Below are 15056 nucleotides of genomic sequence, written 5' to 3'. Positions count from 1 at the left end.
AGGAGCAGTGATGACCGACTACGTCGACGCAGGTCAAGCCGTACGCCTCACCTCACTGAGCGCCGTCAAGGGAACTGCGCCGCAGGTAACCGAGAACGTCAAGTACGAGCGCATTCTCGACGCGAGCTCGGAGCCACAGAACTGGCTCACCTACTACGGCACCTATGACGGCCAGCGCTACAGCACCTTGGACCAGATCAACAAGGAGAACGTCAAGCGCCTGACGCCCGCGTGGGTGTTCCAGGCCGGCGCGACCGGCATGCACTCCGGCGCGTCGACCTACTCGTTCGAGGCGTCCCCGCTCGTCGTGGACGGGATCATGTACGTCTCCGGCCCGGAGGGCAAGGTCTGGGCCATCGACGCGACGACCGGCGAAGAGCTCTGGCGGTTCAAGTACCCCTCCCCGTACGACGTCTCGCTGTGCTGCGGGAACGTGAACCGCGGCGTGGCCGTGGGGCACGGGAAGGTGTACCTCTGCACCCTCAACGCCCACCTCATCGCGCTCGACGCGACGAACGGCGAGATCGTCTTCGACGTCGTCAACGGCGATGTGCGCGCCGGGGAGAGCGGTACCGTCGCGCCGCTGCTGGTGAAGGACATGGTCATCATCGGGAGCTCCGGCGGGGAGTTCGGGGTCCGCGGGCACCTGGACGCGTTCGACGCCCAGACCGGGGAGCGCCGCTGGCGCTGCTACATGATCCCCAAGCCCGGCGAGCCCGGGTCCGAGACCTGGCCGGCCGACGGCGAGGCGTGGCAGCGCGGCGGTGGGAACTGCTGGGTCACCCCCACCTACGACCCGGAGCAGGAACTCCTCTTCCAGGGGACGGGCAATCCGGCACCCGACTTCGACGGCGGTGTCCGCGAGGGCGACAACCTCTACACCGACAGCGTCGTCGCGGTGGACGTGAACACCGGTCAGATCCGCTGGCACTACCAGTTCACCCCGCACGACCTGTGGGACTACGACTCCACGATGGAGAACCTCCTGTTCGACGCCCCCGACGGGCGCAAGCTGCTCGCGCACGCGGACAAGAACGGGTACTTCTTCGTCCTCGACCGGACCACCGGCGAGTTGGTCCGGGTGTTCCCCTTCGTGGACCGGATCACCTGGGGGGAGATCAGCCCCAACGGGAAGGTCACCCCCAAGGTGTATCCGGACAAGGAGGGCGAGCCGGTGCACTTCTGGCCGGGGCCCGCCGGGGGCAAGGAATGGACGCACATGTCCTACAGCCCCCAGACCGGGCTGATCTACGTGCCGGTCCAGGAAGTCGGGGCGACGGCCACCCGGCGGCGCCGCGAGTTCAAGGAGAGCATCCCGTACTGGGGCGCGGGCGTGGCCGTGGACCTCGAGGACTTCTACGGGTACGTGGCCGCCATCGACCCGCTGACCGGCGAGGAGAAGTGGCGCTGGCGCAACGAGTACCCGATGTGCGCCTCGACGCTGGCCACTGCGGGCGGGCTGGTGTTCCAGGGCACACCGACGGGTGATTTCGTCGCTCTGGACGCCGAGACCGGCGAGAAGCTGTGGTCGTTCCAGTGCGGAAGCGGGCACCACAGCAGCCCCACCCCGTACAGCGTCGACGGCCGCCAGTACATCGCGGTGCCCACCGGATGGGGTGGCTGGGTCGAGGGCTTCTTCCCCGGGTTCCTCGGCGCCAACGCAGGCGACGCGCTGTTCGTCTTCGCCCTGCCCGAGGACTAGGACGCAGGGCCCCAGCAGCACCGCACACGCGGCGAAGCAACGGAGAAAGGAGGTGACGGCGTGGAGTCCACCATCACCCAGCTCGAGTGGGAGGCCCCCGAGTTCGAGGAAATCGGGTGTGCCCCGGAGGTGACCATGTACATCGCCCGCTCGGAGGCCTGAGCCGACGCACGGGCACGACGACGAGGAGGGGCACCGGACGGGTCCGGCGCCCCTCCTTCCGTTCGGACGCACGACACGCGCCACGGCGCGGGACGGAGGACGCGGGGATGTGGCTGCGAGTGCTGGGATCGGCGGCCGGGGGCGGGTACCCCCAGTGGAACTGCAGCTGCCCGACGTGCGGCGCGGTCCGTGACGGGTCCCGGCCCGCCCGGGCGCGCACCCAGTCGTCGATCGCGGCGAGCCCTGACGGGCGGCGCTGGTTCCTGTTCAACGCCTCCCCCGACATCCGGACCCAGTTCGAGGCGTTCCCCGGCATGCACCCCGGCGACGGGCGGGTCACTCCGCTGGAGGCGGTGCTGCTCACCGACGCCGAGATCGACCACACCCTGGGCCTGCTGCTGCTGCGCGAAGGGCGCGGCATCCAGCTGCACGCGACGGCCGCGACGCACGCGACGCTGCGCGAGGGCACCGGGTTCCTGAACACGCTGGAGCGCTTCTGCCCCGTCGACTGGCGACCGGTCCTCCCGGGGCGGGAGGTGTCGCTCGGAGGGATCTCCTACCGGGCGTTCGACGTCCCCACGGCAAAGCACGACCGGTTCGGCATCGGGACCGACGACGGACGGGTGGTGGGCTACCGCCTGACCGACGAGAGCACCGGACGTACGGCGGTGTACCTGCCGGGTGTGCAGGAGCTGACGCCGGCTGTGCGCGACGAGCTCGACGGGATCGACTGCCTGTTCGTCGACGGCACCACCTGGCACGACGACGAGCTGATCCGGCTCGGACTGGCTGAGAAGACCGCCCGCGACATGGGGCACCTCGCGATCGGCGGGCCCGGGGGGAGCCTCGAGCTGCTGTCCCCGCTGCCGATCGAACGCAAGATCTACATCCACATCAACAACACGAACCCGATCCTGTTGGAGGACGCCCCGGAGCGCCGCCTGGTCACCGAGGGCGGCATGGACGTGGCGCACGACGGGCTCGAGGTGGAGGTCTAGGCGCTATGACGACGATGGCAACACCGACCAGCAACGGGGCGGCGGCGAGCGGACGGAACGGGACGACGGACCCGTCGACCGCGGCGTTCCTGGAGCGCCTGCGCGCGCATTCGAAGAGCTACCACAGCGCCCACCCCTTCCATGTGCGGATGAACGAGGGAACGCTCTCCCCCGCCCAGATCCGCGGCTGGGTGGCGAACCGCTTCTACTACCAGGAGAACATCCCCCGCAAGGATGGGGCGATCCTGTCCAACTGCCCCGACGTGGACGTTCGCCGGCGCTGGATCCGCCGGATCGTCGACCACGACGGGGTCGTCGCCGGGGAGGGCGGCATCGAGGCGTGGCTGCGCCTGGGCGAGGCATGCGGGCTGACGCGCCAGGAGATCCTCGACCACCGCCACCTCGTGCCCGGCGTGCGGTTCGCCGTCGACGCCTACGTGACGTTCGCCCGCACGAAGCCGTGGGTGGACGCGGTCGCGTCGTCGCTGACCGAGCTGTTCGCGCCGGACCTGATGGCCGAGCGCCTGGCCGCGTTCGAGCGCTGCTACACCTGGATCGACCCGGACGGGCTGGCCTACTTCCGGGCCCGGCTCGAGCAGGCGCCGCGCGACTCCGAGCACGCTCTGGAGGTCGTCACCGCACACTGCCTGACCCCCGACGAGCAGGACCGCGCCGTGGAAGCGCTGTCGTTCAAGTGCGACGTGCTCTGGTCCATGATGGACGCGATCGACCAGGCCTATGCCGAGTGACTCCGCGCTATCCCCGTCCGCCCCACCCGCGCTACCGGACACGGCCCGACCCCGGCTCGGGCCGCACCTGCGGCTGCGCTTCGACAGCTCACGCGGCAAGCACGTCCTGCTCGGACCGGAGTCGGTGATCGTCCTCAACAGAACCGGCGCGGACGTCGTCGGCCTGTGCGACGGGTCCGGGACCGTCGCCGAGATCGTTGACGAGCTGAGTGCCCGCTACCAGCGCCCGGTGGACGACGAGGTGCGGGACTTCCTGGCCCGCATGGCCGCTCGCCGCCACGTCACCGTCGAGGAGGCGATGTGATGGATAGGCCCTTCGGGCTCCTGGCCGAGCTCACCTACCGCTGTCCGCTGGCCTGTGCCTACTGCTCCAACCCACTCGAGCTCGCAGCCTACGACGACGAGCTGTCCACATCGGACTGGCAGCGCGTGTTCACCGAGGCGGCAGAGATGGGCGTGCTGCAGTGCCACCTATCCGGCGGCGAGCCGCTGCTACGCCGCGACCTGGTGGACCTGGTGCGCACGGCCGCCGAGCTGGGCATGTACACGAACCTGGTGACCAGCGCGATCGGGTTCTCCCGGCCGCGGGCCGAGGCGCTCAAGGCGGCAGGGCTCGACCACGTGCAGGTCAGCGTGCAGGCCGACGAGCCGGCGACGTCGGACCGGATCGCGGGCATCCCGTCGTTCGAGCGCAAGCTCAAGGCCGCCGCCGTGGTGAAGGACCTCGGCTGGCCGCTGACCGTCAACGTCGTGCTGCACCGGCAGAACATCGACCGGATCGCCGAGATCGTGACGCTGGTCGAGGAGCTGGATGCCGACCGCGTCGAGCTGGCCAACACCCAGTACTACGGATGGGCGTTGCGGAACCGGGCCGCGCTGCTTCCCAGCCGTGACCAGCTCGCCCGCGCCGAGGAGGTCGTGCGCGACGCCCGGGCCCGCCTGGGCGGCCGGATGGAGATCGTGCACGTCCTGCCGGACTACTACAGCGAGTACCCGAAGCCGTGCATGGGCGGCTGGGCGTCGCGCCAGCTCACCGTGGCGCCGAACGGCGACGCGCTGCCCTGCCCGGCCGCACAGACGCTCCCGCTGCCCCGGGCCAGCGTCCGCGAGGACTCCCTGGCGACGATCTGGGACGAGTCACCGATGTTCACCGCGTTCCGCGGCACCGGCTGGATGCAGGACCCGTGCCGCACCTGCGAGCGCCGCGATCTCGACTTCGGCGGGTGCCGGTGCCAGGCCTTCCAGCTGACCGGCGACGCCGCCCGGACCGACCCGGTCTGCCACCTCTCCCCCGACCACGGGCTCGTGACCGAGGCGGTGGAGAAGGCCAACGCGGGATCCCGCCCGGTGGACGAGCTGCTGTTCGCCCGTCCGCACCGCGGCTGAGCAAGAGGAGGTTGCGCCGATGACGTCGATGCTGATCTTCGCGACCGGCGCGGAATCGTTGATGTACAGCGCCGATGAGCCGGCAATTCATCGGTGGGAGCGCCCGGTATGAGCGTCAGTGGACAGACACGGGCCAAGGCGGCGACTACGCGATGGGTCTGCACCCCCTGTGGATTCATCTACGATCCCGAGGAAGGTGACCCGGACAGCGGCATCGACCCCGGGACGCCCTTCGAGGACATCCCTGACGACTGGATGTGCCCCATCTGTGGTGCCACGAAAGCGGATTTCCGCGAGCTGGAGCCGGGAGAGTTCCCGGAGGACGGAGGACCCTGAGTCGTGATCGCCGGATACGACCACTTCGTGACGCTCGCCGAGTCGCTGCAGTGGGACGAGACGGACATCGACTACTCGGCCGACCGCGAGGCGTGGCCACAGCTCACGGACACCGAGAAGTCCAAGGTGCTCGGACTGATCGCAGGCTTCGTCATCGCCGAGACAGCGGTGTCCGGGGAGCTCGGTTCCTACCAGGCGGCAGCGTCCGACAGCTCGATGGAGGCGGCCTTCCGCGCCCAGATCCGTGACGAGGCGCGCCACGCCCGCTTCTTCGACCTCGTCGCGGCCGAGGTCGCCGGCGTCCCGGGGGCCACACCCGCGGCACGGCGGGACACTCTGCGAAGCCTTGTCAGTATCGACCTCGTCGATCTGTTCGAGGAGCGCCTGCCGGCCACCGCCCAACGGCTCGCCACGGACCACGAGTGCCTGTCCGCCGCGGTCGGGCTGTATCACATGGTGATCGAGGGCGTGGTCCTCCTGGCAGGACAGCACGCGATGCTCGAGACGCTCGAGGGCCTGTCCGTCAAGCTGCCGGGTGTGCACAGGGGGAGCGAGCTGGTCCTCCGTGACGAGCGCTGGCACATCGGGTTCGGATCGCGCATCGTCCAGCGCGCCGATATCGGCCGGGACGAGGCGGACATGCTGCTCGAGCAGGGGCAGACGGCCGCGAAGGTGTGGGGGGACCTCATCACACCCGACGCGATCGAGACCGCCGTGCGGCAGCATCGGCGCCGGCTCAAGGCCGCCGGAATCAAGTTCTGGTGACCCCATGACTCGCGCTCGGGATGATGGGGTCAGAGCCCCAGCGCGTCACGGACGGCTGGCGTGTTCCTCCGGGAGACCGGCACCACGTCGTTGGCCCGGCCGTCCATGACCAGAAACAGCTCGCCTTTGAACCCGCGCTCGATTTCCCGGACACGACTGAGGTTGACCACGTAGCGGCGGTGCACCCGCAGGAAGCCGGCGTCGGCCAGCTCGTTGGTGAGCTTGTCCAGGCCCGAGGAGGCGGCGCGCAGTCGCCCCTGCTCAGTGAACAGCCACACGTCGTTGCCGTCCGACTCGGCGAAGCAGACTTCGGGCAGGCGCAGCAGCACCATCCGGTCCTCCTGCAGCGCGACGACCCGGCGCATCGGCATCGTGGATGGACCAGTGGGCGCAAGTGTGGGGAGCGGCTGCGCATCGGCGGAGACGCCGAGCAACATCAGGTGCCCTGCCAATTGCCCGGAGAAGAACACGGGCCGAACGGTGACCGGGACCGGCTCGTCGGCGAGATGAGTGAAGATCTGTGTCGAGCCGACCCAGTCGGGGTTCTGGGCGGCACGTCCACTCGCATACTCGGCAACCCGGATCAGGTCCGGCAGGGAGGTGCGCCATCTGATGGTGGGCTCGACCGCGGGCACCTCGGCGGGCACGCCCATGAGTACGCTGGCTCGCTCATCAGCGATCACCACATTCCCCACGGTGTCCACCGCGGCAACGGCGGCGGTGGCGCGACCTTTGACCTGGGCGAATGCGGCGATCAATTCGGCGGCGCTGTCCCGGGCGCGCCCTTTCAGCGTGCTCCTCGTCTGCGTGACCGCACGGGAGAGCCACCTGCCGGTGGCATCGGGCAGCGGGGTGCGCCAGCAGGAGATGTTGAGCACCGCGATCGGCTCGCGGGTCACCACGTCACGCACGGCTATACCCGCGCACGTCCAACTGTGGAACGCCTGGCACCAGTGCTCCGCGCCCCTGATCAGGACCGGGCCGTGCGTCTCCAGCGCGGTACCCATGCCGTTCGTGCCGGCTCCGGCCTCCGACCAGCATGACCAGGTGGCGAGATTGGCGTCGGCGGCTCTGGCCACCGTGTCGTTGTCACCCCAGGTCGCCAGGATTCGGCCGGTGGCGTCGGCGACGGTCACGATGCCGTTCAGGCCTTCCACCTCCCGCGCCATGGCCCCCGCAAGCCCGCCCAACTCGGTCAGAACCACGTCTTGTTCGAGCGTGTGGTCGCTGTGTGCCGCCGCCAGCGGAGCTTCGGTCAGGTGTGGATCGACCCGATACTGCTCGCGGCAGCGATGCCAGGAGATCACCACCTCGGGCCGGACACCACGGACATGATCCTCGCCCTGCACGAACCGCTCCCAAGCCGCGAACACCGTGCCCCGGCCAGGACTCGCCGACGTGATGTCGAGTCGGTGCACATCGCTCATGCTGAAGAACCGCCTTTGGTCCATCTCCACACCGAACAGCACCCAATTCGGGCCGCCGACCGCTCGTCTCCGCCAGGCCGACCGCAGCCAGGCACCGCGCGGCGCCTTCCCCCTTGATCACCCGGCGCCGTCACCATGTGTACCTTGCCCCGCCACGGTCTGCAACGGGACCGATGACCATCCCCGCGCTCCCGATGCCGGCCGAGACCAGCGCGGCGAGGAGGGAACTCGCGCAACGCCACCCGGACGAAGACGGTGCTCACCGACTTCGGCCGGTGCAGATCGAGGTCCTGCGCGACCGCGCGGCAGCGTCGACCCGGTGATCGTGCGCAAGCCGCCAACGCCGCCTGGACGGCATCGATGAGATCGTGCTGCCCCTGACTGACTGGTGAGGTGGGCCGCGCAGTTCGAGGAGGGCGCGCGCTCATCTCAGATGACGGATCTCCCGGTCGCTCGTGCGGATCATCCGCGGCCGGACCCGTCAGCTCGGGCACCTCGGCGAGCGCCGTGCGGTACTGCTCATCGAGATAGCCGGAGAGGTCGAGCTCGGCGACTAGACCCGGGTCGAGCAGCCGCAGGGCCATTTAGGGGGCAGGTACGAAGCGGGGGCCGCTGGTCTCGAAAGCGGAGAGGTTCTCGCGCACGTATTGCTCGACCGACAGGGGCGGCTGCCCACCCAGCTTCTCGATGTTGTCGTTGGTGCCGGCGAACACGCCGTTCTGGTAGTCGACGGCGACGTTGCTGAGGTGCTGGACGAGGTGCTCGTCGTACCCGCGCTCGAGCATCGCCCTGGCGAACTCCCCGACGCTGATCGGCTCGTAATGCACCGGGATGTCGAGCACGCCGGACATGGCCTTGGCGATGTCGTGGTGGTTCTGCTCGACCGGACCGTGCAGGGTGTAGACCGCGCGGTCGTGCGGCTCGGGGTCGAGTAGCAGCGCGGCGATCACGCGGGACTGGTCGGCTGCGGCGATCGGGGCGTGCCGGCCCTCGCCGAACGGGAGCCGGAGGTAACCCTCACCATCCCGCTTCTCCCACTGCACCGTCAGCCATTCCGCGAAGAAGGTCGGCCGGATGTGTGTGGTGATCAGATTGGTCCGGTCGAGCAGGCGCTCGCACAGCCAGTGTTGCCGGGCGGCGTTGCTGCCCGCCTCGCGGCGGGCGGAGATCTGGGACATGTTGACAACGGACCGAGCGCCGGCCTCGGTCGCCGCCTGGGCGAAGATGACGGTCGACTCCACCAGGCCCGGAAGGATCGGGTGGCAGAAGTAGGCGCCGGTGACGCCTTGCAGGGCGATGGTCACGCCGTTGAGGTCGTGCAGGTCCGCCACGACGATCTCGGCGCCGGCCTCGGCCAGCGCGCGAGAGCGTTCGTCCTCCCGATGCACCATCGCCCGGGCGCGGTGACCGCGCTCGAACAGCAGTTTGATCGCACCGCCGCCGGTCCTGCCGGTCGCGCCGGTGACCAGGAACAGCTCGTCATCGTGAGTCATCTGAACACCTTTCGTAGGACTGCCAGTTGCTGTCGAAGGGAGAACAGCGCGTCTCGGGTGGGCAGAACTCGCGCTGTCTGCGGATCAGGTTCGCGCCGCGGCGTTGACGAACAGCTGCTTCGGCACTGTGGACGCAGCAAGCCACTGGCCGTAGTCCTCGAGATCCCACCCTCGTCCGCCACTACCAAGAATGCGCGGAACTCCTGGATCTCCATCATCTGCGGATGAGATCGGCGGCTTTTTCGGCGATCATGATCGTGCCCGCGTTGGTGTTTCCCCGCACGATTTGTGGCATCACGGAGGCATCCACGACGCGTAGTCCGCCCACACCGCGGACCCGCAGGTGGGGGTCCACGACGGCGTCGTCGCCTGTTCCCATCGCGCAGGTGCCGACCGGGTGGTACATGGTCTGCGTCCAGCGGCGGGCGTAGGCGGCCATGGCGCCCCCGTCGAGGTCGGTCGGGATCGGAAGCAGCGGTTCGACCAGGTACTGCGCCACGGGATCGGTCTCCGTCATGGCGATCGTGTTCTGCAGTCCGTGGACGAGATCGTCGAGGTCGCGCTGGTCGTCGTACAACGCGAGGTCGATCTCCGGATGGCCCAGAGGGTCGGCCGATCGCAGTTTCAGGGTGCCGCGGCTGCGTGGCGCGAGCAGCGAGACGGCGGTCGTGAAGCAAGGGCGGCCGGGCGGAGCGAGGGTGTCTGCGAACGGCATGGCGCCGGCGTGCACCTGCATGTCGGGCACGGTCAGGCTGCCGCGGGTGGAGAAAAAGGCGCACATCTCGGAGGGGCTGGTGGCCAGGGGGCCGCGCCGGCGCTGGGCCCAGAGTGTCTGTGCCTCCGGGGTGGCGGCGAGGTCGGTGAGGTCAGGTCCCGTGATCACCTGGATCACCGGCACGGTGGGGTGGTCGTGCAGGTTGGATCCGACCCCAGGCAGGTCCACGACGACGTCGATGCCGAACTCGCGGAGGTGGTCGGCGGGACCGATACCTGAGAGCAACAGCAGCTGCGGGGAGTTGATGCTGCCGCCGCACAGCAGGACCTCCGCTTCGGCACGGACGGCGACCTCGCGGTCACCATCGCGATGGACGACACCGACGGCCCGGCCGTTCTCGGCGACCACTCTGGTCACCTGCGCGCCGGTGCGGACCTCGAGGTTGGGCCTTCCCAAGGCCGGTCGCAGGTAGGCATCCGCCGCCGACCAGCGCTGCCCGTCGTGGCAGGTCAGTTGGAATGGGCCGGTCCCCATCTGGGAGTCGCCGTTGAAGTCGTCGGTGCGGCGCAGCCCCCACTCGGCCGCGGATTCCACCCAGGCCAGGCAGACCTCATGATCGAACACCTTGTCCTCGACCCGCAACGGCCCATCTGTGCCGTGCAGCGGCCCGGCCAGGCGGTTGTTGCCCTCCGCGCGGACGAAGTAGGGCAGCACGTCGTCGAACCCCCAACCGGCCGCGCCGTGATGGTCACGCCAGCCGTCGTAGTCGGCGCGGTTGCCCCGGATGTAGGCCATTGCGTTGAGCGAGGAGGACCCGCCGAGCATCCGGCCGCGCGGCATCTGGACCGAGGTGCCGGTGTGGGTCTGTCTGACGGTGCTATAGCCCCAGTCACACTCGGTGCCCAGCAGCGTCGGGAAGGCTGCGGGGATCCGCACCGCCGGTGCGGTGTCCTCACCCCCGGCCTCGAGAAGCAGCACCCGCCGGCCCGGGTCCTGGCTCAGTCTCCCGGCCAGCACGCAACCAGCGCTGCCGGCGCCCACGATCACGTAGTCGAACACGTCCATATAGGACACGAGCACTCCTCGCAGAATAAATCGAACCGGCCTACCGCCCAGCACGCGGGCGACCGCCCGCTGGGCCCGCACCGCGGCGGTTGTGACCCCGAAGAGACGCACGACCTGGTTGAGACTCATGAAGATGCCGAGCAAAGGCGACCTGCTCCGGATCGGTGGCGGCGGCCAGCTCACCCGCAGCCAGCGCCTGGCTCACGTCTTCGGACAGCTGCCGCTGCCAGGCCGCGAAGGCTTGGACGACCATGTCGTGGATCGGTCCCGGCCGGGTGTCGCACATTCCTCCTTATCCCCGTGACACCGGAAGTCCCCGTGACGAGCCGGTGACCGGGCGGGAATCCTGTGCTCCGCTAGTACTGCAGCGAGGGCTAGGCAGCGGCCTCTCCACGTCCCTCCGGTGTCAGGTCGAGAGCGCCCCAGATCGGCCAGATCGGGTCCATTGCCGTTGAGTCCCCGCGCACGAAGATCCGTTCGCTCGCCCACCGATGGCGGATGCCGTCCTCGTCGCGGGAGAACACATTCAGGATCGACAGCTGGACACCGTCCGCTGTTTCGGCGTGATAGTCACGATTGAGGTTGTTGTTCTTCGACGACAGGAGCTGCAGGTCCCGTCAATGGCGCTGGGGTTCAGGATCTGGCGCGGTGCCAGACGAGGCGGGAGTCCTGGCGCTCGCCGTTGATCCAGATCGGGTGGGCCGGGCTCAGGACCAGTTCATCGCCGTCCAGCTTGAGCACGCGGACCTGTACGCCGTGGACCCAGTTGGGCAGCAGACTGACGGATACGTGGTGGTTGACCTTGCTGCCGTCGGCGGTGACGTCGTAGGTGCCGGTGTAGGCCAGGTAGCCCTCGGCCGAGATGGACTGCTCGGCTGCGGTCGCGCCCTGCATGTCGGCCTTGGCCAGCAGCGGCCGGTCCGCCCGCATGATCTGCGCGGACATGTACCCGTCCGGGGTGTACATGATGATGCCCTGCGCGTCCTTACCGAGTGGGTAGGTGATGTCGTCGCTGCCGACCTTCCAACTGGCCCACGACTCCAGGGTCCAGGCGCCGACCAGGCGGCCCTGCAGTTCGGCGGCCAGTTCACCGGCGGCCGGTGTCTCGGCGGTAGTCATGATGATGTGTCACTCCTCGTGTCGTTGTTCACCGTTGTTGTTTCGCGGCGATCAGCAGCACTGCGGTCACCGACGGCAGCGGGTCCGGGGCGGCGACCAGAACGGCGTGGCGAAGCCGAGGTAGGTGAGGCGGTAGAAGACTGCCGTGACAGCGGGCGCACGCTCACCCCCATCGCTCAGTCGATCGGATGTCCCGGCGCGACGAGGGCACCGGCGGCGGACAGCGCGGCGATCTCGGTGTCGCTGTAGCCGATCTCGCGGAGAATCTCGGTGTTGTGCTCGCCCTGGAAGGCCGGGATCCGCGCGGGTTCCACCGCAGCGGGCTTCTTCGTGCCGGAGAAGTGCCACGGGCGGCCGGGGACGGTGATGGTGCCGCCGGCGCGGTCGGTGGTCTCCCGCTTGGCGGTCCACTGCCGGGCCCAGTCGGTCTCCAGGATCTCCGCGGTGGTGCGGATCTGGCCGGTGGGGATCTTCGCCTCGTCGAACTGTGCGCTGAGCGATTCCAGGTCGTCGAAGGTCAGGATCCAGTCCTGCACGATCTGCCTGAGCGCGACGAGGTTCTGCTCGCGGTCCTCCGGAGTGCGGAAGCGCGGGTCGTCGGCCAGGTAGGGGCGGCGCATGGCGACCTGGTAGAACCGGAACCCCGCGCTGCCGACGAGGCTCATCGGGCTGACGAACGTCGTTCCGTCCGGACCGGTGAAGAACTGTGCGTCGTCCGCGCCGAGGATGACCCGTTCCGCGCCAACGTCTACACCGGACGCGTCGGCGCTCACGCGTTCGTTCATGGCGAGCATGACCGCGGCCATGGCCACGTCGATGTACTGCCCCTCGCCAGTCCGGTCCTTGTGGTGCAGAGCGCCGAGGATCGCGATCGCGGCGTGCAGGCCGGTGTAGACGTCGGCGTGGGAGAGCGAGTCGGTGCGCAGCGGCGACTCGGGGAAGTGCCGGGCGGTGATGTCGGTGATGCCGACCTCGGCCTCCACGGTCGGCGCGTACGCGGCGCGAGCACGCCACGAGCCGTGCTGCCCGTAGCCGCTGATGGACGCGTACACCACGCCCGGGTTGCGCTTGGCCACGTCGGCGTAGCCAACGCCGAAGGAGTCCAGCGTGCCGGGCCGGAAGTTCTCCACGATCACGTCCGCGGTGTCGCACAACCGCAGCACGGCCTCGCGGGAGCCAGGCTTGTTCAGGTCGATGGACAGGTTGCGCTTGCCGGCGTTCTGCTGCGCGAAGTACCCGGAGATCTGCCCGTTACCCGGGATCGCCTGCCGCGAGAGGTCGCCGCTCGGCGGCTCGACCTTGATCACCTCGGCGCCGAGGTCCTGCAGCGTCTGCGCGCAGTGTGGTCCGGACAGCACCCGGGAGAAGTCGACGACCCGGATTCCGGTGAGAGGTCCGCTCATGCTCGGTTCACTTCCCCTCGAACCGGGCCAGGCCCGGTCCGTTCTGCTTGAAGGAGTTCACGCCGGTGACGAAGTCCTCCGACCGGAAGATCGGCCGCTGCAGCTCCGCCATGGCCTCGTCCGCGGCGGTGATGCCCTCGCTGATCGCTATCGACACCAGCTTCTTGGTGGCGCCGATAGCGACCGTGGGGCCGCCGGCCAGCTCGCGGGCCAGGGCGAGCGCGGCGACGTCGAGCTGTTCATCACCGACAACGCGGTTGATGACGTTCCAGCGCTCCAGCGTGCGGGCGTCGTAGCGTCGGGCCAGCATCGCCATCTCCTTGGCGCGGGCCGCGCCGGCCCGCTGCGCGACTCGCTGAATGCCGCCCATCAGCGGGTGCAGGCCGACCCCACCCTCCACCGAGCCGATCTTCGCGGACTCGGTGGCGATGATGATGTCGCTGGCCAGGGCGAGTTCCAGGCCGCCTCCGACGCAGATCCCGTGCACGGCCGCGACGATCGGCACCGGGGTCCCGTCGAACGCGCGCAGCAAATCCAAGGTGGGCCAGTCGAGTACGCCGTCGGTGCCCCGGGTGTCGGCGAGCATCCTGTCGAGGTCGGCCCCGGCGGAGAAGTTACGCAACCCGCTGCGCAGGACCGCGGCGCGCGCGCCGGAGGTCGTCACCCAGCGCAGGGCGTCGGTGAGCTGGACGGTCAGGGCCGGGTCCAGCAGGTTGTGCGGCCGCGACTGCAACGTCAGCACGGCGATCGGACCGTCGAGTTCACGCCGGACCAGCACGCCGTCCTCGATCAGATCGGCGTCGCTGAGCCCCGTTTTCTCCTGTGTCGTCATGTGTTGCGCCCTCCGTCGAGATCTGGCTTTCGATATCGCAGCTAGTTCAATGCTAGCTGACTGCCAATCTGCAAGTCGACGTTGTGGCCTACACGACTCTGGCGAACTTGGCTCAGTCGACCGGTTCCGCCAGGGCGAACGGCGTGCGGGACCGCCACGGGCGGTACCAGCTGATCTCGGCGCGCTCGACCGTGCGGCCGCAGTGCGCGCAGTAGTGGCCCTCGGCGAGTTCCTCGCCGCACGTCGAGTGCAGGATCTTCATCGCGGGCCGGCAGCGCTCGCCGGACAGGGTGTGGGCCTGGCCCCAGCGGGCGAGGTCCTCGAAGACCGGAGTGAGATCCGCACCGGCAGAGGTGAGCCGGTACTCGTGGCGGGTGCGCCTGTCATCGCGGTAGGGCACCTTCACCAGGACGCCGGCCTCGACCAGTTTCGCCAGCCGGTTGGACAGGATGTTGTCGGAGATGCCCAGCTCGGCGCGGAACTGGTCGAACCGGGTGACGCCAATGTTGGCGTGCCGCAGGATCAGCAGGCTCCAGCGGTCGCCGACGATGTCGACGGCGCGGCCGATCGGACACGGGTTGTCCGGGAGGAGGGTGCACTGCTCGGTCATCGGGTCCTCCGTTCGGTGCGGTCCGTCCGGCCGCACCTGACTTGCAATGTAGAAGTCAAATATATAGCCCGTGCCCGCCGGCTACCACCTGCACAAGGTGTCCGCCGGGTCGGCATCACCGCAACGCGCCCTCGACCCCGGAGCCGGCGGTCACCGGCAGGCGCTGGTCGCCGCGGAGGTGAAGTCGCTCGCGTGGAGTTCGACGGCGGGATCTGGGTGGATCTCGTGATGGTCGAATTGGGGGTCAGTCATTGCGGACTCCCAGTGCCGACTGATCTTGGTCGCCGGCGGGGA

General features: G+C 69.1%; 17 protein-coding genes. 8 read left to right on the top strand and 9 right to left on the bottom strand.

What is annotated here, in order from left to right; translation table 11 throughout:
• Positions 1 to 10: 10 nt before the first annotated feature.
• The 8 genes from ABD743_RS24335 (at position 11) to ABD743_RS24300 (ending at position 6098) form a co-directional block, all read left to right on the top strand.
• Positions 11 to 1702 (top strand): pyrroloquinoline quinone-dependent dehydrogenase, encoded by a 1692-nt coding sequence (locus ABD743_RS24335; protein ID WP_344724497.1) that lies wholly within the window; start codon positions 11 to 13, stop codon positions 1700 to 1702.
• Positions 1703 to 1762: 60 nt separating this feature from the next.
• Entirely contained in the window at positions 1763 to 1864 is a 102-nt protein-coding gene (gene pqqA, locus ABD743_RS24330; protein WP_169395332.1) for a pyrroloquinoline quinone precursor peptide PqqA, read from the top strand.
• A 107-nt stretch (positions 1865 to 1971) separates the two neighbouring features.
• Positions 1972 to 2862, top strand: a complete 891-nt coding sequence (pqqB, locus tag ABD743_RS24325) for a pyrroloquinoline quinone biosynthesis protein PqqB (protein ID WP_344724496.1) — start codon at positions 1972 to 1974, stop codon at positions 2860 to 2862.
• A gap of 14 nt (positions 2863 to 2876) precedes the next feature.
• Positions 2877 to 3611: a pyrroloquinoline-quinone synthase PqqC gene (pqqC, locus tag ABD743_RS24320; protein ID WP_379659252.1), complete on the top strand. Its 735-nt coding sequence runs from the start codon at positions 2877 to 2879 to the stop codon at positions 3609 to 3611.
• Positions 3601 to 3915: a pyrroloquinoline quinone biosynthesis peptide chaperone PqqD gene (gene pqqD, locus ABD743_RS24315; RefSeq protein WP_344724494.1), complete on the top strand. Its 315-nt coding sequence runs from the start codon at positions 3601 to 3603 to the stop codon at positions 3913 to 3915. The genes pqqC and pqqD overlap by 11 nt, the downstream gene beginning before the upstream one ends.
• Complete coding sequence (gene pqqE, locus ABD743_RS24310; protein ID WP_344724493.1) at positions 3915 to 4997, top strand: pyrroloquinoline quinone biosynthesis protein PqqE; 1083 nt, start codon at positions 3915 to 3917, stop codon at positions 4995 to 4997. The genes pqqD and pqqE overlap by 1 nt, the downstream gene beginning before the upstream one ends.
• A 108-nt stretch (positions 4998 to 5105) precedes the next feature.
• Positions 5106 to 5333 carry a rubredoxin gene (gene rd, locus ABD743_RS24305; RefSeq protein ID WP_344724492.1) on the top strand — a complete coding sequence of 76 codons (228 nt, stop codon included), beginning with the start codon at positions 5106 to 5108 and terminating at the stop codon, positions 5331 to 5333.
• 3 nt (positions 5334 to 5336) lie between these two features.
• Positions 5337 to 6098 carry a ribonucleotide-diphosphate reductase subunit beta gene (locus ABD743_RS24300; protein ID WP_344724491.1) on the top strand — a complete coding sequence of 254 codons (762 nt, stop codon included), beginning with the start codon at positions 5337 to 5339 and terminating at the stop codon, positions 6096 to 6098.
• 29 nt (positions 6099 to 6127) lie between these two features.
• Here the strand turns inward: ABD743_RS24300 and ABD743_RS24295 are convergent, their stop codons facing one another.
• From ABD743_RS24295 to ABD743_RS24265, 9 genes are all read right to left on the bottom strand, one after another.
• Positions 6128 to 7525 carry a DNA-binding protein gene (locus ABD743_RS24295; RefSeq protein WP_344724490.1) on the bottom strand — a complete coding sequence of 466 codons (1398 nt, stop codon included), beginning with the start codon at positions 7523 to 7525 and terminating at the stop codon, positions 6128 to 6130.
• Between the two features lie 584 nt (positions 7526 to 8109).
• The gene (locus tag ABD743_RS24290; protein WP_344724489.1) at positions 8110 to 9018 is read right to left on the bottom strand and encodes an NmrA family NAD(P)-binding protein; all 909 of its coding nucleotides are present in this window, start codon (positions 9016 to 9018) and stop codon (positions 8110 to 8112) included.
• Positions 9019 to 9232: 214 nt separating this feature from the next.
• Positions 9233 to 10807 carry a GMC family oxidoreductase gene (locus ABD743_RS24285; protein WP_344724522.1) on the bottom strand — a complete coding sequence of 525 codons (1575 nt, stop codon included), beginning with the start codon at positions 10805 to 10807 and terminating at the stop codon, positions 9233 to 9235.
• A gap of 31 nt (positions 10808 to 10838) precedes the next feature.
• The gene (locus tag ABD743_RS44550) at positions 10839 to 11084 is read right to left on the bottom strand and encodes a TetR family transcriptional regulator C-terminal domain-containing protein (protein WP_425566971.1); all 246 of its coding nucleotides are present in this window, start codon (positions 11082 to 11084) and stop codon (positions 10839 to 10841) included.
• A gap of 88 nt (positions 11085 to 11172) precedes the next feature.
• Complete coding sequence (locus tag ABD743_RS44545; RefSeq protein ID WP_379659254.1) at positions 11173 to 11400, bottom strand: DUF899 family protein; 228 nt, start codon at positions 11398 to 11400, stop codon at positions 11173 to 11175.
• 31 nt (positions 11401 to 11431) lie between these two features.
• Positions 11432 to 11917, bottom strand: coding sequence for a lipocalin-like domain-containing protein (locus ABD743_RS24280; protein ID WP_344724488.1), 486 nt, complete (start codon positions 11915 to 11917; stop codon positions 11432 to 11434).
• Positions 11918 to 12093: 176 nt separating this feature from the next.
• Positions 12094 to 13320: a CaiB/BaiF CoA transferase family protein gene (locus tag ABD743_RS24275; protein WP_344724487.1), complete on the bottom strand. Its 1227-nt coding sequence runs from the start codon at positions 13318 to 13320 to the stop codon at positions 12094 to 12096.
• A 7-nt stretch (positions 13321 to 13327) separates the two neighbouring features.
• Positions 13328 to 14152: an enoyl-CoA hydratase/isomerase family protein gene (locus tag ABD743_RS24270; protein WP_344724486.1), complete on the bottom strand. Its 825-nt coding sequence runs from the start codon at positions 14150 to 14152 to the stop codon at positions 13328 to 13330.
• Between the two features lie 112 nt (positions 14153 to 14264).
• Positions 14265 to 14762 carry a winged helix-turn-helix transcriptional regulator gene (locus ABD743_RS24265; RefSeq protein ID WP_344724485.1) on the bottom strand — a complete coding sequence of 166 codons (498 nt, stop codon included), beginning with the start codon at positions 14760 to 14762 and terminating at the stop codon, positions 14265 to 14267.
• Positions 14763 to 15056: the final 294 nt, after the last annotated feature.

Origin of the sequence: Pseudonocardia yunnanensis (assembly GCF_039534065.1) — a bacterium.
GTDB classification, from domain to species: Bacteria; Actinomycetota; Actinomycetes; order Mycobacteriales; family Pseudonocardiaceae; genus Pseudonocardia; species Pseudonocardia yunnanensis.
Note: the sequence above shows the minus strand (reverse complement) of the source record. Positions and strands in the feature narration are given on the sequence as shown.

Coding starts and splice junctions, on each gene's coding strand:
- ABD743_RS24335 (WP_344724497.1), top strand. CDS start 11: ATGACCGACTACGTCGACGCAGGTCAAGCCGTACGCCTCACCTCACTG.
- pqqB (WP_344724496.1), top strand. CDS start 1,972: ATGTGGCTGCGAGTGCTGGGATCGGCGGCCGGGGGCGGGTACCCCCAG.
- pqqC (WP_379659252.1), top strand. CDS start 2,877: ATGGCAACACCGACCAGCAACGGGGCGGCGGCGAGCGGACGGAACGGG.
- pqqD (WP_344724494.1), top strand. CDS start 3,601: ATGCCGAGTGACTCCGCGCTATCCCCGTCCGCCCCACCCGCGCTACCG.
- pqqE (WP_344724493.1), top strand. CDS start 3,915: ATGGATAGGCCCTTCGGGCTCCTGGCCGAGCTCACCTACCGCTGTCCG.
- rd (WP_344724492.1), top strand. CDS start 5,106: ATGAGCGTCAGTGGACAGACACGGGCCAAGGCGGCGACTACGCGATGG.
- ABD743_RS24295 (WP_344724490.1), bottom strand. CDS start 7,525: ATGAGCGATGTGCACCGACTCGACATCACGTCGGCGAGTCCTGGCCGG.
- ABD743_RS24290 (WP_344724489.1), bottom strand. CDS start 9,018: ATGACTCACGATGACGAGCTGTTCCTGGTCACCGGCGCGACCGGCAGG.
- ABD743_RS44550 (WP_425566971.1), bottom strand. CDS start 11,084: ATGTGCGACACCCGGCCGGGACCGATCCACGACATGGTCGTCCAAGCC.
- ABD743_RS24280 (WP_344724488.1), bottom strand. CDS start 11,917: ATGACTACCGCCGAGACACCGGCCGCCGGTGAACTGGCCGCCGAACTG.
- ABD743_RS24275 (WP_344724487.1), bottom strand. CDS start 13,320: ATGAGCGGACCTCTCACCGGAATCCGGGTCGTCGACTTCTCCCGGGTG.
- ABD743_RS24270 (WP_344724486.1), bottom strand. CDS start 14,152: ATGACGACACAGGAGAAAACGGGGCTCAGCGACGCCGATCTGATCGAG.
- ABD743_RS24265 (WP_344724485.1), bottom strand. CDS start 14,762: ATGACCGAGCAGTGCACCCTCCTCCCGGACAACCCGTGTCCGATCGGC.